The sequence below is a fragment of the Paucibacter sediminis genome (assembly GCF_030254645.1).
In the GTDB taxonomy this organism is placed as follows: Bacteria; Pseudomonadota; Gammaproteobacteria; order Burkholderiales; family Burkholderiaceae_C; genus Paucibacter_B; species Paucibacter_B sediminis.
In genome coordinates this window covers 495,607-509,624 of record NZ_CP116346.1, presented here as the reverse complement: position 1 = coordinate 509,624, position 14,018 = coordinate 495,607, and the positions used below count along the sequence as shown (strand labels likewise).

The following is a 14,018-nucleotide window of genomic DNA, read 5'->3' as shown; positions in this document are numbered from 1 at the left end:
GGTCGGGGTCTAGCGCTTCCAGGCGCTGCAGCCAATTGTTCACTCGGTGCTCCTCGGGCAGGTCTCGTTGTTCTGGGCGAGCAAGTTAACAGATGTGCATGAACTCCGCTTGCCACAGGTTAGTGGCTTCTGTGTTAGCGCAATTCGAGCTTACGGCGGGTGCGCCGCAACTGCTGGTCGGAGCTGAAGCCGGCCTCCAGCGCCGCCTGCTGCAGCGAGGCGCCGCGCGCCTGGGCGCGCCGGGCGCGTTCCATGCGGATCGCCTGCAGATAGGCCAGCGGCGTGGTGTGGGTGTGGGCCGCGAACAGCCGGTTCAGGTGGCGCGGGGTCACATGGGCCACCTCGGCCATGCGCTCCAGGCTCCAGTCGCGCGCCGGATCGGCGCAGACGGCGTCCTGGGTGCGGTGCAGGGCCGGGTGCAGATGGTTGCGGTGCGCCAGCAGCGGCGAGAGCTCGGGGTCCTGCGGGCTGCGGCGCAAATAGACCACCATGGTCTGGGCCACCGCGGCACCGATGGCGTCGCCGCAATGCTGGGCGATCAGGTGCAGGCAGAGGTCGATGCCGGCGGTGATGCCGGCGCTGCAGGCCACCTGGCCGTCGATCACGAAGACGCGGTTGTCCACCACCTCGCTGCGCGGCGCCTGGCGGCGCAGCTCGTCCAGCAGCTCGTGATGGGTGGTGCAGCGGCGCCCCTCCAGCAGCCCCGCACGCGCCGCCAGCAGGGCGCCCGAGCAGATGCTCAGCAGCCGGCCCGCGGGGCGGCTCAGCAAGGCCTGGCCGCGCGCATGCAGCCAGTTCTGGGTGCGCAGCTGGTCGGCCAGCTCGGCGCTGCCGGGGGGCGCTTCGCCGGGCTGGGCATGGCGGCAGCCCACCAGCATCAGCCAGGCATCGGGCGGCAGCGTGTCGGGCAGGGGCTCCAGGCCGCCCAGCTGCAGGCCCACCGAGCTGCTGCAGCTCGGCTGCGCCGCGACAAAGCGCAGCCGGAAGGCGGGCGCCTCGCCGCGCCGCTGCAGGGCCTGGTTGGCGAGCCGGAAGGCTTCCGCCGGCCCGGCCAGGTCCAGCAGCAGCGAGCGCGGCTCGACCAGCATCACGACATCAATTTGAGACATGGCCCGAGTATCGCCCCAAGGGCGCGCTCACAGCCTTGCGGTGGCGGCCCGATCAAGCGCCTGCTCGACCGTGCAGACCTGCGCGAAACGGTCCTGCAGCACGGTCTCGGTGCGCAGCTTGAGTTCGGCGGGCGAGAGTGTGACACCGCTGGCGTGGCGCATGGCAAAGGTCAGCGTGGCCTCGGTCACGTAGTCCACCAGCCAGCCTTCGTCGCTGGCGTTGCGGGTGGTGGTCTCGCAGCATTGCTCGGTGCGAATGCCGCTGACGATGAGGCGCTGGATGCCCTGCTGGCGCAGCCAGATGCCCAGGCCGGTGCCGGCCAGGGCGCTGTGGCGCTGCTTCACGACCTCGAAGGCGGGCACATAGTCGCGCAGGCCGGCCAGCGGACGCACCTGGCCCGACACCTTCGAGAAGGGGTTGTCCGGCGTTTCCGGGCCCTCGCTGTGGAACACCCGCACGATGGGCAGGCCGAGCTGCTCGGCGCCCGCGATCAGCGCATTGCTGCGGGCGAGGAAGTCGGGCAGGTCCTGCTCGCTCCAGTAGGGGCGCAGGCGGAAGGATTCCTGGACGTCGATGACGAGCAATGCGGTTTTCATGGCGTGGGCCTCGGTTCGTGTTGAAGAGGCCTCCACTGTGCCCGGCGCGGGCCGTGCCGTCGCGCCGCTTGCGGACCGGCATCGATCAAATCAGGACATCACTCCCGGGTCTTCAGCCCGAGCGCCTTCCAGCCCTCGATGCCGAGCTTGTCGAGGGTCTCGAGGTTGGCCTCGTAGATCGCGTCGGTGTCGGCCATGGTGGCGACGGCGCGCTCGATGCTGCTCTCGCGCAAGAGGTGCAGGGTCGGGTAGGGCGAGCGGTTGCTGTAGTTGCTGATGTCCTCGGGCGCGGTGCCGGCGAACTGGTAGTCGGGATGGAAGCTGGCGATCTGCAGTTCGCCGTCCAGCTCCAGGTCTTCCACCAGCGCGTCCGCGGCACCCAGGAAGTCGTTGAAGTCCAGGAAGTCGGTCAGCACCTTGGGGTGGATCAGCAGCGTGGTCTCGATCTCGTCCGGATCGGCGCGGCGCAGCGCCAGCAGTTCGCGCGCCAGCTCCTTGAGCAGCTCTTCGGGCGTGGCCGCCTCGCTCACCACATAGCGCAGCCGCTGGTTGACATGCACGCTCTTGGCGAAGGGGCAGAGGTTGAGGCCGATCACGGCCTTCTCCAGCCAGTACTGGGTCTCTTGCTGGATGGTCTGGAGTTCGTCTGGGGTCATGTCTTGCTGCGGCCTTGCAGGGCCGAGGTGTTGGCCAGCCCTTGCAGGGCCTGGTGTGCGGCATCGAAGGCCTGGGCGAGGATGCTGGCCTTCCAACCCTCCTCGTCGACATAGAAGGCGTCGCGGATCTGGCGCTTGATGGCCTGCGCCTGGGCCGGCGCGGCCTCCGGATGGGCCTCCAGCCAATGATCGGCGCGCAGCGCCAAGATCATCGCCTCCAGCGGCAGGGTGCCGTATTCCAGCGCGATGCCGGTGTAGCTGGCCTGCGGGCATTCCTCGAGGGCGGCATTCCACATCAGACCCTGCAGCGGCGCCGAACTGGAGCTGCCCTCGGTGATGGCGGTGACCTCGGGGCCCCACCAGGCGCGCGCGCGCGCCAAGGCGGCCGGGTCGTCGTGGCCAGCAAAGATGCGCTCGCCATGGCCGCTGGGGCCCAGGCCGGTGTGCAGATCGATCCAGGCCAGGCGCGCGCAGCGCTGGCCATGGGCCTGCAGCACATGGCGCAGGGTCTGGTGGCTCCAGGTGGGCGCGCGGCCGCCATAGAACAGGCCCAGCTCATGCGCGTACTGGCCGCCGGTGATGGCGGCCTGCAGGGCGCGCTCGCCGTGGCGCTCGGCATAGGCCCTCAGATGGCGCTCGTCCTCGGCGGTGGGCGGCCAATGCGGCGGCACCAGGAAGCCGGCCAGCTCGTCATAGCCGGGGTTGGCCGGCAGGGGGGCGTGGAAATCGTGGAAATTGCGGTTCAGGTCCACGCCCTCCTGGGTGACGCGGCGCCACCAGGAGAAGCCATGCGGGTTGAGCGCGTGGATGTAGAGCACCGCCAGGCCGCTGGCCGCCACCGCGGCGCGCCAGCCATCATCCTGCAGCAGGGCCACTTGCACGCCGGAGCCGCAAAAGCCCTCCACGCCATGGCAGGCGCTGCTGATGATCAACAGGCCGGCTGCGTCGGCCGGGCCCTGCAGCACCACGTCCATCGCCAGGCGTTCGCCATCGCGGCCCAGCAGGGGGTGCAGATGGGCCTCGTTGTCGAGCCCCGCGGCGTCGACGGCGGCCAGGAACTTGTCGCGCGCCTCGGCGTAGCTCTGCGCGAAGCACGAGGAAGAAGAGCGGGCGGCGGCGCTCATGGCCTCGGGCTGTTGAGCCAGGCCTCGGCCATGCGCACCCACAGGCTGCCGCCCAGCGGGATCAGCTCGTCATTGAAGTCGTAGCTGGGGTTGTGCAGCATGCAGGGGCCCAGGCCATGGCCGCCGATGCGGTGCTTGCCGTCGCCGTTGCCGATCAGGAAATAGCAGCCGGGCTTTTCCAGCAGGTAGTAGCTGAAGTCCTCGGCGCCCATGGTGGGCTCGAACTCCTGCACATTCTCAGCGCCCACAAGATCTTCCAGCACGCCGCGGGCGAAGGCGGTTTCCTTGGGGTGGTTGATGGTGGGCGGGTAGTTGCGCTTGAACTCGAACTCCACCTGGGTCTCGAAGGCCTCGCCGATGGCGCGCGCCACCTGCTGCATGCGCTGCTCGATCAGGTCCAGCACCTCCAGCGTGAAGGTGCGCACCGTGCCCTGGATCTCGCAGCTGTCGGGGATCACATTTGTGGCCTCGCCGGCATGGATCATGGTCACCGAGATCACGCCCGCATCGATGGGCCGCTTGTTGCGCGTGATGATGGTCTGGAAGCCCTGCACCATCTGGCAGGCCACCGGCACCGGGTCCACGCCCAGGTGCGGCATCGCGCCATGGCCGCCCTTGCCGCGGATGGTGATCTTGAACTCGTTGCTGGAGGCGAACACCGGGCCCGACTTGATGGCGAACTGGCCGGCCGCCATGCCCGGCCAGTTGTGCGCGCCGAACATGGCCTCCATCGGGAACTTCTCAAACAGGCCGTCCTTGATCATCTCGCGCGCACCGCCGCCGCCTTCCTCGGCGGGCTGGAACACCAGGTAGACGGTGCCGTCGAAGTTGCGGTGGCTGGCCAGGTGCTTGGCGGCGGCCAGCAGCATCGCGGTATGGCCGTCATGGCCGCAGGCGTGCATCTTGCCGTGGTAGACGCTGGCATGCTCGAACTGGTTGTGCTCGGTCATGGGCAGGGCGTCGATGTCGGCGCGCAGGCCCACGGCGCGTGTGCTCGTGCCGTTCTTGACGATGCCCACCACGCCGGTCTTGCCCAGGCCGCGATGCACCGGGATGCCCCACGCGGTGAGCGTGTTGGCGATCAGGTCCGAGGTGCGCTCTTCCTTGAAGCAGAGTTCGGGATGGGCATGGATGTCTCGTCGCAGTTTGACGATGGCCGGCGCGTCAGCCAGGATGGGGTCGATGAGCTTCATGGCGGGCACTCCAAATGGGTCGGCGCGCCAGCCATGCTTGCATGGGCTGGGCGCGCCTGGTGCGAACGAGTTTACCGCTCAGCGCTTGACCTTGCCGTCGCCGGTGAGCATGGAGAGCTCGACGAAATTCGAGGCCACATGCTTGCCCGGCGCGAACTTCAGCGTGAAGCCGCCCGGGTTGTAATTTTGCAGGCCCTCCAGCGCCGCCACCAGGCTGTCGCGGCTCAGCCGGCCCATGCGGCGCAGGCCCTCGCACATCACCTTCGCGGCCAGGTAGCCCTCCATGCCGGTGTAGTTGGGGCGCAGGCCGCCGCCGGCGCGCTGCACCGCGGCCTGGTACTCGGCCACCAGGCCGGTGGCCGGGCCGAAGGGGTAGGGCACGACCTGGCTCACCACCACGCCGGCGGCGTCCTTGCCCAGCTCATCCGAGAGCGCTTGGGTGCCGACGAAGGAGACGTTGTAGAACAGGCCGCCGAAGCCGGCCCTGCGGGCCTCGCGGATGAAGGCGGCGCAGCTCTTGTAGGCGCTCACCAGCACGATGGCCTCGGGCTCGGTGGCGGCCAGCTCGCGCGCTGCCTTGGCCACGTCCACGCTGTTGCGTTCCACCGTGGCGATGCCCACCGGCAACAAGGCATGACCCTTGAGCGCACGCTGCACCCCCTCCAGCCCGGCGCGGCCATAGGCGTCGTTCTGGTGGAACACCGCCAGCTTGTTCATGCCCAGCTGGATGAACTGCCTGACGATCAGCGCGGTCTCGTCGAAGTAGGAGGCGCGCAAATGGAACACCCAGCGGCTGGCCGGCTCGCGCAGGGCCTCGGCGCCGGAGAGCGGGGCGAAGAACGGGATCTTGTGCTGGTTCACCAGCGGCAGGGCCGCCAGCGCGGTGGGCGTGCCCACATAGCCGAACAGCGCAAACACCTCCTCCTCGATGAACTTCTCGGTATTGGCCTTGCAGCGCTCGGGCTCGTAGCCATCGTCCAGGGTCTTGAGCTCGACGGCCATGCCGTTGATGCCGCCCGCCGCGTTGATGGCGTCGAACTGCAGCCTGGCGCCGGCCTGCATCTGCAGGCCCAACTGGGCGGCGGCGCCCGTCAGCGGGGCCGACTGGCCCAGCACGATGCGGCGGCGCTCTTGCGCGCGTAAGCAGGCAGGGCTGCCCAATACGGCCAGGGCGGCCAGACCGGTGAGGCAATGGCGTCGATGCAAGAAGTGCTCCGGGTGGGTGCTTGGAGCGGGCAAGGGTAGCCGCAGATCCCTGGGGCGCGCCCGGCTGTTGGGGTGTCGCAAGGCATGCGGGCCGGCACTGTGCAATAGTTCGCGGATGAATTCCGTCATCGCTGTCACCCCCTTGCCACAGAGCGGCGTCGTCAAGGGCGCCTGCCCGCACGATTGCCCCGATACCTGTGCCTTGCGCATCACCGTGGAAGACGGCCGCGTCACCAAGGTGCAGGGCCAGGCCGAGCATGGCTCCACCCATGGCGCGCTGTGCACCAAGGTCTCGCGCTACGCGGAGCGCAGCTACCACCCCGAGCGCGTGCTGCACCCGCTCAAGCGCGTCAGCGGCAAGCAGGAGGCGCCGCGGTTCGTGCGCGTCGGCTGGGCCGAGGCGCTGGGCGACATCGCCGCGCGGCTCAAGGCCATCGCGGATCCGCAGGCCATCCTGCCCTACAGCTATGCCGGCACCATGGGCCTGTTGCAGGGCGAAAGCATCGCGGCGCGTTTCTTCAACAAGCTGGGCGCCTCGCAGCTGGAGCGCACCATCTGCGCCTCCGCCGGCGGCGCGGCGCTGGCGGCCACCTATGGGCACAAGGTGGGCATGCATCTGCGCTTCTTCGCCGAGAGCCGGCTGATCCTGATCTGGGGCAGCAATTCGATCGCCTCCAATCTGCACTTCTGGACCTTTGCCAACCAGGCCAAGCGCGCCGGCGCCAAGCTGATCTGCATCGATCCGCGCAAGACCGAGACGGCCGACAAATGCCATCAGCACATCGCCCTGCTGCCGGGCACCGACGGGGCGCTGGCGCTGGGCCTGATGCACGAGCTGATCGCGCATGACTGGCTGGACCACGACTACCTGGCCCGCCATGTGGACGGCTGGCAGGAGTTGCGCGAGCGCGCCCTGCAATGGCCGCCCGAGCGGGTGGCCGAGGTCTGCGGCATCACGGCCGCGGAGGTGCGCGGGCTGGCGCGCGACTACGGCACCATCGCGCCGGCCGCGATCCGCCTCAACTACGGCATGCAGCGCGTGCGCGGCGGCGGCAATGCGGTGCGCTTGATCGCGCTGCTGCCCTGCCTGACCGGCGCCTGGCGCCAGCGCGCCGGCGGCCTGCTGCTCTCCAGCTCGGGTTGGTTCGCGCCGCACAAGAACGTCGATGCGCTGGAGCTGCCCCAGCTGCGCGCCGGCCGGCCGTCGCGGCTGATCAATATGAGCACCATCGGCGACGCGCTGCTGCGCGAGGCCGGGCCGGAGTTCGGCCCCAAGGTCGAGGCGCTGATCGTCTACAACAGCAACCCGGTGGCGGTGGCGCCCGAGTCGCCCAAGGTCGTGCAGGGCTTCCAGCGCGCCGACCTGTTCACCGTGGTGCTGGAGCATTTCATGACCGATACGGCCGACCTGGCCGACTATGTGCTGCCCGCCACCACCCAGCTGGAGCACCTGGACCTGCACACCAGCTATGGCCATACCGATGTGCTGATCAACGAGCCGGCGATCGCGCCGGTGGGCGAGGCCAAGTCCAACACCCAGATCTTCCGCGAGCTGGCCGCCGCCATGGGCTTCAGCGACGCCTGCTTTGCCGACACCGATGAGCAGCTGGCGCGCCAGGCCTTCCGCGACAGCGTCGACTTCGAGGCCTTGCGCAGCCAGGGCTGGTGGAGCCTGCCGCTGGCCGAGGCGCCTTTCGCCGAGGGTCAGTTCTTGACCCCCAACGGCCGGGCCCAGGCCGGCGGGGCGGATTTCGTGCCCAACTACGAGAGTGCGCGCTCGGCACCGGCGCTGGCGGCGCGCTATCCGCTGGCGATGATCTCGCCGCCGGCGCGCAACTTCCTCAATTCCAGCTTCGTGAACGTGAAGAGCCTGCGCGACATCGAGGGCGAGCCGCTGCTGGAGATGCATGCCGACGACGCGGCGGCGCGCGGCCTGGCCGATGGCACCATGGTGCGTGCCTTCAACGACCGCGGCAGCTATCTGTGCCGGCTGGCGGTGAGCGCGCGCGCACGCCCCGGCGTGGTCAACGGCCTGGGCGTGTGGTGGCGCAAGCTGGGTGCGGGCGGCAGCAATGTCAACGAGGTGACGCACCAGGGCCTGACCGATATGGGCCATGCCCCGGTGTTCTACGACTGCCTGGTCGAGGTGGCCGCCGCGTGAGGCGGGGGCTGCTGGCGCTGGCCGCCGCGGCCGCGATGGCGCTGCTGAGCGGCTGCGCCGAGCTGGGCTATCTGAGCCATTCGGTGGCGGGCCATCTGCGCCTGGTCAATGCCGCCAGGCCGGTGGACGAATGGCTGGCCCAGCCCGAGCTCCAGCCCGCGTTGCGCGAGCGCCTGCGCTTGAGCCAGCGCATGCGCGAGTTCTCGGTGCGCGAGCTCAAGCTGCCCGACAACAACAGCTACCGCCGCTATGCGGAGCTGGGCCGCAGCGCCGCGGTCTGGAACGTGGTGGCCACGCCCGAGTTCAGCCTCAACCTGCAGACCTGGTGCTTTCCCCTCATGGGCTGCGTGGGCTATCGCGGCTATTTCGAGCAGGCCGAGGCCGAGGCCTTTGCGGCGCCGCTGCGCGCGCAGGGCCTGGAGGTCAGCGTGTACGGCGTGCCGGCCTATTCGACCCTGGGCTGGAGCAGCTGGCTGGGCGGCGACCCCCTGCTGAACACCTTCATCGCCTATGCCGAGGGCGAGCTGGCGCGCATGATCTTCCATGAGCTGGCGCACCAGGTGGCCTATGCCAAGGACGACACGGTCTTCAACGAGAGCTTTGCCGGCGCGGTGGAGCGCCTGGGCGCCGAGGCCTGGCTGCGCCAGCAGGGCTCGGCGGCGGCATTGCAGATCTATCGCCAGGGCGATGCAAGGCGGCGCGACTTTCTGGCGCTGAACCTGCGCTACCGCGAGCGGCTGGCCCAGCTCTATGCCGGCGCGCAGGATGACGCGGCCAAGCGCGCCGCCAAGCAGGCCCTGTTCGCCGCGCTGCGCGCCGACTACGAGCAGCTCAAGCGCGAGGCCTGGGGCGGCTATGCGGGCTACGACGGCTGGTATGCGCGCGCCAACAACGCCAGCCTGGCGGTGCTGGGCGCCTACAACGAGCTCACGCCGCAGTTCGAGCGCCTGCATGCCCGGCTGGACGGCGACTGGTCGCGCTTCTATGCCGAGGTGCGACGCCTGGCGGCGCTGCCCAAGCCGCAGCGTCGCTTAGAGTTGCAGGCATTGTCAGAACAAGGAGCCACCGATGGCCGACATCCGCATTCACCGTGAACATGCCCTGGGCCTGAAGAAGGCGCGCGAAATTGCCTGGGCCTGGGCCGAGCAGGTGGAGGACAAGTTCGACATGGAATGCACGGTGCTGGAGGGCGAGACCAGCGACACGGTGGAGTTCACGCGCTCGGGCGTGAAGGGCGAGCTGATCGTGGCGGCCGATCATTTCGATCTGCATGCCAGGCTGGGCCTGCTGCTGGGCGCCTTCAAGTCCACCATCGAGGGCGAGATCCAGAAGGAGCTGGACCAGTTGCTGGCCAGTGCCGCTGCCAAGAAGGCGGCGGGCAAGAAAAAGCCGGCCTGAGCAGGCCGGCCTGGCGCGCACGGCGGGGCTTTACTGCAGCGATTCGATCAGGTCGATGTACTGCTGCTTGGCCTCGTCGGCCGCGGTGCCCTTGAGGGCGGCCCAGGCGTCGTACTTGGCGCGGCCCACCATGTCGGTGAAGCCGGGGCGGGAGCCCTCCACGTCGCCGCTGCTGCCTTGCTTGTAGAGCGCGTAGAGCTTCAGCAGGGTCATGTTGTCGGGGCGCTCGGGCAGTTGTTTGGATGCTGCAACAGCGGCTTCGAATTGCTCATTCAGGCTCATCATGGCTCCTCAGTACTGGTGACAATCGGTATGGACGCAGCGGATGTTAACCAGCATGGTCTGGTGCGCAAACTCTAGAAGCAAGAAGCAACAGGAGAACAAATTGGCACTGGCCGCACAACGCATGTCCAAGGTGGACACCGCCTGGTTGCGCATGGACACCGAGGCGAATCTGATGATGATCGTCGGCGTGTGGTTCATCCGCCCCGGCATCACGCTGGAAGCCCTGCGCCAGCGCGTGGAGGAGCGCCTGCTGCAGTACACCCGCTTCCGCCAGAAGGTGGTGGAAGACACGCTCGGCGCCCAATGGGTGGACGACGAAGACTTCGACATCCGCCAGCATGTGCTGACCACCACCCTCACGCCCGCCAAGGGGCAGACACGGCAGGCGGCGCTGCAGGAGCGCGTGGGCGAGCTGGCGGCCGAGCCGCTGGATCACCGCCGGCCGCTGTGGCAGTTCCAGCTGGTCGAGGACATGGACGGCGGCAGCGCCCTGATCGCGCGCATCCACCATTGCATCGCCGACGGCATCGCCTTGATTGCCGTCATGCTCTCGATCACGGATGGCGGCAAGCCGCCGCCCAAGCGCAAGCAGCAGCCGCGCGACGACCAGGACTGGCTCACCGACGCCCTGCTCAAGCCCATCAGCGACCTGACCATCAAGGCCATCGGCGTGGCCGGCGCTGGCATGGCCAAGTCGGTGGACATGGTGATGCAGCAGGAGCATCCGCTCGACAGCTCGCTGCATGCGGCCCGCATGGGCTACCAGGCGGTCAGCGATGTGGCGGCCTTTGCGCTCATGAGCGACGACTCGCACACCCGTCTCAAGGGCAAGCCCGGCACGCACAAGCGCGTGGCCTGGGACGACGCCCTGCCGCTGGACGCGGTGAAGGCGGTGGGCAAGGCGCTCAATTGCTCGATCAACGATGTGCTCTTGTCCTGCGTGGCGGGCGCGATCGGCCGCTACCTGATCGACAAGGGCGACGATGTGACGGGGCAGGAGATCCGCGCCATGGTGCCGGTGAATCTGCGGCCGCTGGAGAAGGCCTATCAGCTGGGCAACCGCTTCGGCCTGGTGCCGCTGGTGCTGCCGATCGGCATCGAGAATCCGGTGGAGCGGCTCTACGCGGTGCGCACGCGCATGCAGGAGCTGAAGGGCAGCTTCCAGCCCATCATGGCCTTCGGCCTCTTGAGTGTGGCCGGCCTGCTGATCAAGCCGGTGCAGCACGCGATGCTGAACATCTTTGCCAAGAAGGCCACCGCGGTGATGACCAATGTGCCCGGCCCGGCCGAGGCGCTGAAGTTCTGCGGCTCGACGGTGGAGCGGGTGATGTTCTGGGTGCCGCAGTCGGGCGACATCGGCATGGGCGTCAGCATCCTCACCTATGCCGGCCATGTGCAGTTCGGCCTCATCACCGACAGCAAGCTCTGCCCCGATCCCGAGGCCATCATCGAGCGCTTTGCGCCCGAGTTCAACAAGCTGCTACTCCTCGCCCTGATGCTGCCCTGGGGCGAGGAGGGCTGAGCTTCTTACTTGCCGTTCTTGGCCGCTTCGGCGGCCAGGTTGGGCTTGATATTGGGCTTGATATTCGGGCGGCCGGCGGCGGTCGGGTTGGCCGACATCACGCGCGCCGGGTCCGCGCTGGCCAGGTAGGTGTTGTACTGCGAGTCCGAGCAGCCCACGACCTTGCCGTTGTGCTTCTCGCCGCGATAGTCACCCTTCTTGTAGACGAACTGGTACTCGTTCGACGCCGTGGCCTCGGCCACCGGGCTGTACTTGGCGGCGCACTCGGCGCGCAGGGCGTTGGCTTCCTGGTTGCTGGCCCAGGAGGCAGCGGCCAGGGGAGCCAGGATCAGGGCAATCAGGGTGCGCTTCATATTCAACCTTGTCTCGCGGTGAGTGAACGGGATGCCGTTGCATTGAGGCCCGGCACATGGCGCGTAGCTTAGCCCCGCAGCCAGCGGATTGCCATCCGTGACTGCGGGGGTGGATCGCGAGATCAGTCTGGTGAAAACGTGAATTAATGCGCTTGCGTCAAACGCCTGCTTGCGGCAGTTCAGAGCGGCGTCTTCATGGGCAGGCCCATTTCCAGGTCCGCCCAATTCAGTTCGCCGGCCTGGCGCGCGCGCTGCAGTTCGCGGATCACCAGGGCGCGCTCCTGGGCGGGGCTGCTGCGGCCCGCGGCCGACGGCGCTTCGCGCAACATGCGGGCCGGGTCGAACATGCTCTTGTACTCGCTGTACTCGGCATCGCTGCAGGGCGAGTATTCGTAGTTCGGGTTGTCGTAGTCGGTGGCTTCGGTATTCATATAGCCGCGCGGCCTGGGGGCATCGGGCCGGGTGCCGGCGTGCTTGCTGATCGCGCAATCGACTCGTTGCCTGGCCTCGATGGCGGCGTCGGAACTGGTGCTGCTGCCTGTGCCGGTCTGTGCCATGGCGCTGCCGGCCAGCAAGATCATGAGAACGATGGGCTTCATTTGCGGCTCCCCATACTGCTGGAGGGTGGGTCCGCAAGCGCCGCTCAGGGCGCCGGCAAAGAGCGAGGGGGCTCAGGGATTGCTGCCTGGCTCGATCGAGCTGTGCGTGCCCTGTGGGCCAGCAGCCCCGGGTAGGGGTCGCATGGCGTTACAAGCGCTTGAGGGTGATCAAGGTTAGCGCCGCGCCCGGCCAATTGCTACGGGGCTGCCCTCGTCCGAGGTCTTCAGACTAGGGACTGGCCCTCGCTCAGTCCTCCAGTTCCTCGCGCGCCAGTTCCACATCCAGGCATTCCATCGCATCCATGGGGGTGCAGGCGGCGGCGTCGGCATAGAGGGCCTCGGCCTGCTTCATGCGCTTGTCGCCCTCCAGCATGATGAGGCCGTTGGCGCGCTCGATCATCGCAATCGCGCTGCTCGGGTTGAGCTTGAGGGCCTGCTCGAACATCTTCAGGCCGGTGGCGGTATCGGCGCCCTGGGTCCTACCCAGCAGCTTGCCCACCTTGTCGATCACCTCGGCATGGAAGGCGCCGAGGGCGATGTGCGCGTCGGCGTGCTTGGGTTGCAGCTCGATGGCCTTCTCCAGCGCGTTCTTGACCTTGCTGCCCAGGCCCTGCGCCAGCGCCTTGGCCACGCTGATGCCCTGGCCATAGCGGCCGATGGCATAGGCCTGCCAGTAATAGGCATTCGGGTTCTTGGGCTCGGTGCCCTGCTGGATGTCGGCGCGCTCGGCCACTTCCAGGAACATCTCGAGCTTGGTCTTTTCCTTCTTCTCCAGATAGTTGGCATAGATGGCCTGGGCCTTGTTGGCCACGGTGATGCCGGCACCTTCCGCAGCAATGCCGGCCTCATAGGCCTTCTGGAACTCGCCCGCGTGGAAGTGGATCCAGGCCTGCACCACGGCCGCGTCCTTGGGCCAGGGCTCGGCATCGCCGGCATGCAGGCGTGCCCAATGCTTCTTCAGCGACGCCGCGTCGTAGATGAAGGCGGCGTTGTCGTAGGGAAATGCAGTCCACTTGGCCATGGGTCGTCTCCTTCAGGATTGTTGGTATGAGTCGGCGAGTGCAAACAGATGCTCGCGTGAGGCCGGCTCCAGATAGGGCAGCAGCAGGCTCAGCACATGGAAGGCGCCGCGCATCAGCGCCGCGCCGGCACGTTCGGGTTCCAGCGCATGGCGCGGGTCGCGCACATATTCGTAGCTGAGCCAGTAGCTCAGCAGCACCACCATGGAGTTGGCGGCGGGGCCGGCCTCGCGCGCATCCATGCGCAGCGCGCCGCCATGCTGCAGGCCGGCCAGCACGGTGCGCATGGCCTGACCCTTGTGCTGCAGCACGCTCTGGAAATGCGTCTCCAGCTTGCGGTTCTTGGAGAGCAGGTCGTTGAGGTCGCGGTAGAGGAAGCGGTGCTTCCAGATCAGCTCGATCAACATGTGGAAGAACAGCCAGGCGTCTTCCACATTGCGCACGTTGTCGGCGGCGCTCAGCAACTCCTCCAGTTCGCGCTCGTAGCGCATGAAGAGCGCATTGATGAGCTCGTCCTTTGCCGGGTAGTGGTAGTAGAGATTGCCCGGGCTGATGTTGAGCTCGGCCGAGATCAGCGTGGTGGATACATTGGGTTCACCGAAGCGGTTGAACAGGTCCAGCGTGACTTCGAGGATGCGTTCCGCGGTGCGGCGCGGCTTCTTGGTGGCCATGGGCGGGTGATCTCCTGCGCCGATTCTGGCATCAGTTCAGCCGCGCTCTCCAGGGATTTGGCCAAGGCCCAGCAGGAAAAGAGCGGCCTCCCTACAATCGCCGCCCATGCATGCCAGCCCCCCAG

The 14,018-nt window shown here is 67.9% G+C and carries 15 protein-coding genes; 4 read left to right on the top strand and 11 right to left on the bottom strand.

Annotated elements, in window-relative coordinates:
• Positions 1 to 134: 134 nt before the first annotated feature.
• The 6 genes from PFX98_RS02425 to PFX98_RS02400 form a co-directional block, all read right to left on the bottom strand.
• A complete protein-coding gene (locus PFX98_RS02425) occupies positions 135 to 1,109 on the bottom strand; it encodes a GlxA family transcriptional regulator (RefSeq protein WP_285233580.1) in 975 nt (324 codons plus the stop codon).
• Between the two features lie 27 nt (positions 1,110 to 1,136).
• Complete coding sequence (locus tag PFX98_RS02420) at positions 1,137 to 1,706, bottom strand: isochorismatase family protein (protein ID WP_285233579.1); 570 nt, start codon at positions 1,704 to 1,706, stop codon at positions 1,137 to 1,139.
• A gap of 98 nt (positions 1,707 to 1,804) precedes the next feature.
• Positions 1,805 to 2,362 (bottom strand): DUF1415 domain-containing protein, encoded by a 558-nt coding sequence (locus tag PFX98_RS02415; RefSeq protein ID WP_285233578.1) that lies wholly within the window; start codon positions 2,360 to 2,362, stop codon positions 1,805 to 1,807.
• Complete coding sequence (locus tag PFX98_RS02410; protein ID WP_285233577.1) at positions 2,359 to 3,486, bottom strand: M14 family metallopeptidase; 1,128 nt, start codon at positions 3,484 to 3,486, stop codon at positions 2,359 to 2,361. The genes PFX98_RS02415 and PFX98_RS02410 overlap by 4 nt, the downstream gene beginning before the upstream one ends.
• Positions 3,483 to 4,679 carry a M20 aminoacylase family protein gene (locus PFX98_RS02405; RefSeq protein WP_285233576.1) on the bottom strand — a complete coding sequence of 399 codons (1,197 nt, stop codon included), beginning with the start codon at positions 4,677 to 4,679 and terminating at the stop codon, positions 3,483 to 3,485. The genes PFX98_RS02410 and PFX98_RS02405 overlap by 4 nt, the downstream gene beginning before the upstream one ends.
• A gap of 78 nt (positions 4,680 to 4,757) precedes the next feature.
• Complete coding sequence (locus PFX98_RS02400; RefSeq protein ID WP_285233575.1) at positions 4,758 to 5,885, bottom strand: ABC transporter substrate-binding protein; 1,128 nt, start codon at positions 5,883 to 5,885, stop codon at positions 4,758 to 4,760.
• Between the two features lie 115 nt (positions 5,886 to 6,000).
• On the opposite strand from PFX98_RS02400, the gene PFX98_RS02395 reads away from it, so the two are divergent.
• Genes PFX98_RS02395 through PFX98_RS02385 form a run of 3 tightly spaced genes read left to right on the top strand, consistent with a single transcriptional unit; the run spans position 6,001 to position 9,444 of the window.
• Positions 6,001 to 8,046, top strand: a complete 2,046-nt coding sequence (locus PFX98_RS02395; RefSeq protein WP_285233574.1) for a molybdopterin-containing oxidoreductase family protein — start codon at positions 6,001 to 6,003, stop codon at positions 8,044 to 8,046.
• On the top strand, positions 8,043 to 9,140 hold the full coding sequence (locus PFX98_RS02390; protein WP_425334655.1) for an aminopeptidase: 1,098 nt from the start codon (positions 8,043 to 8,045) through the stop codon (positions 9,138 to 9,140). The genes PFX98_RS02395 and PFX98_RS02390 overlap by 4 nt, the downstream gene beginning before the upstream one ends.
• On the top strand, positions 9,115 to 9,444 hold the full coding sequence (locus PFX98_RS02385; protein ID WP_285233573.1) for a polyhydroxyalkanoic acid system family protein: 330 nt from the start codon (positions 9,115 to 9,117) through the stop codon (positions 9,442 to 9,444). The genes PFX98_RS02390 and PFX98_RS02385 overlap by 26 nt, the downstream gene beginning before the upstream one ends.
• A 30-nt stretch (positions 9,445 to 9,474) precedes the next feature.
• Here PFX98_RS02385 and PFX98_RS02380 read toward each other — a convergent pair whose 3' ends face one another.
• On the bottom strand, positions 9,475 to 9,726 hold the full coding sequence (locus PFX98_RS02380; RefSeq protein WP_285235520.1) for an acyl-CoA-binding protein: 252 nt from the start codon (positions 9,724 to 9,726) through the stop codon (positions 9,475 to 9,477).
• A 55-nt stretch (positions 9,727 to 9,781) separates the two neighbouring features.
• Here PFX98_RS02380 and PFX98_RS02375 point away from each other — a divergent pair, with 55 nt between their 5' ends.
• Entirely contained in the window at positions 9,782 to 11,251 is a 1,470-nt protein-coding gene (locus tag PFX98_RS02375) for a wax ester/triacylglycerol synthase family O-acyltransferase (RefSeq protein ID WP_425334687.1), read from the top strand.
• A 5-nt stretch (positions 11,252 to 11,256) separates the two neighbouring features.
• Here the strand turns inward: PFX98_RS02375 and PFX98_RS02370 are convergent, their stop codons facing one another.
• The 4 genes from PFX98_RS02370 to PFX98_RS02355 all read right to left on the bottom strand — a co-directional run bounded on the left by PFX98_RS02370 (position 11,257) and on the right by PFX98_RS02355 (position 13,893).
• A complete protein-coding gene (locus PFX98_RS02370) occupies positions 11,257 to 11,604 on the bottom strand; it encodes a hypothetical protein (RefSeq protein ID WP_285233571.1) in 348 nt (115 codons plus the stop codon).
• Between the two features lie 179 nt (positions 11,605 to 11,783).
• Entirely contained in the window at positions 11,784 to 12,203 is a 420-nt protein-coding gene (locus PFX98_RS02365; protein WP_285233570.1) for a hypothetical protein, read from the bottom strand.
• Positions 12,204 to 12,450: 247 nt separating this feature from the next.
• Complete coding sequence (locus tag PFX98_RS02360) at positions 12,451 to 13,224, bottom strand: tetratricopeptide repeat protein (protein WP_285233569.1); 774 nt, start codon at positions 13,222 to 13,224, stop codon at positions 12,451 to 12,453.
• Between the two features lie 12 nt (positions 13,225 to 13,236).
• Positions 13,237 to 13,893: a TetR/AcrR family transcriptional regulator gene (locus tag PFX98_RS02355; protein ID WP_285233568.1), complete on the bottom strand. Its 657-nt coding sequence runs from the start codon at positions 13,891 to 13,893 to the stop codon at positions 13,237 to 13,239.
• Positions 13,894 to 14,018: the final 125 nt, after the last annotated feature.